The sequence below is a fragment of the Vibrio sp. 2134-1 genome (assembly GCF_033339495.1).
This window is the reverse complement of the sequence record NZ_JAWOUS010000463.1, coordinates 1-680: the sequence shown is the minus strand read 5'-3', so window position 1 is coordinate 680 and position 680 is coordinate 1. Positions and strand designations below refer to the sequence as shown.

The window sequence follows — 680 nt, the reverse complement described above, 5'->3', positions numbered from 1 at the left end:
ACGCGTAACTATCTGTTACTAAAACATTATTACCTATTCAAACCAGACTTTAATTTTTTACTCTGCCATTAAGTGACTTTAGTTCCACTTTTTTAGCTTATTTGATGACATAAGCAACAGTTTCGCCTCCAACCAATAAACAACTGAATACATATTAAAATATTCATTAAATTGACTATTTTTATGATAAACGCTTAATAATAGTTTTATCTATAAACAAACAGTGAGCTTTGTTGTAAATTCATTAAAAATTTAACTTTGTATTAATTAGAAAATTCAGCGTCATATTTGTTCAACTGCGACTATTCTTTTTATAACCAAGTAATCTCAATATGTTAAGTTTCATAAAATGGCTTGATGTTTAAATGAACAGTTAATTTTTAGACCATATATAGCGAGATCTAAAGTAGTTCAAACAAATGTACGGTCTAACTCTTAGCTGCGAGAACAAACCACTTGGATATACGCTCAAATGAATACTTTATAAAGAAGGAAATCGCATGTTAAAAGGATTGCTGTGCATCTCAGCGGCGGCTGCTTTCGTGATGACACCAAACGCGTTGGCCCAATCAGTCACCATGACCGATTTGGGTACTAACCAAGCCGTCGGTACGGTGGAATTATCAGAGAGTGACTACGGAATTGTATTCACGCCAAATCTGTCAGGAATTCCTGCCGGA

Annotated in this window: 1 pseudogene; it reads left to right on the top strand. The window is 34.1% G+C overall.

The annotated features are described in order from the left end of the window. Positions 1-500: 500 nt before the first annotated feature. A pseudogene (locus R7R78_RS26635) lies at positions 501-680 on the top strand (superoxide dismutase); the annotation flags it as partial.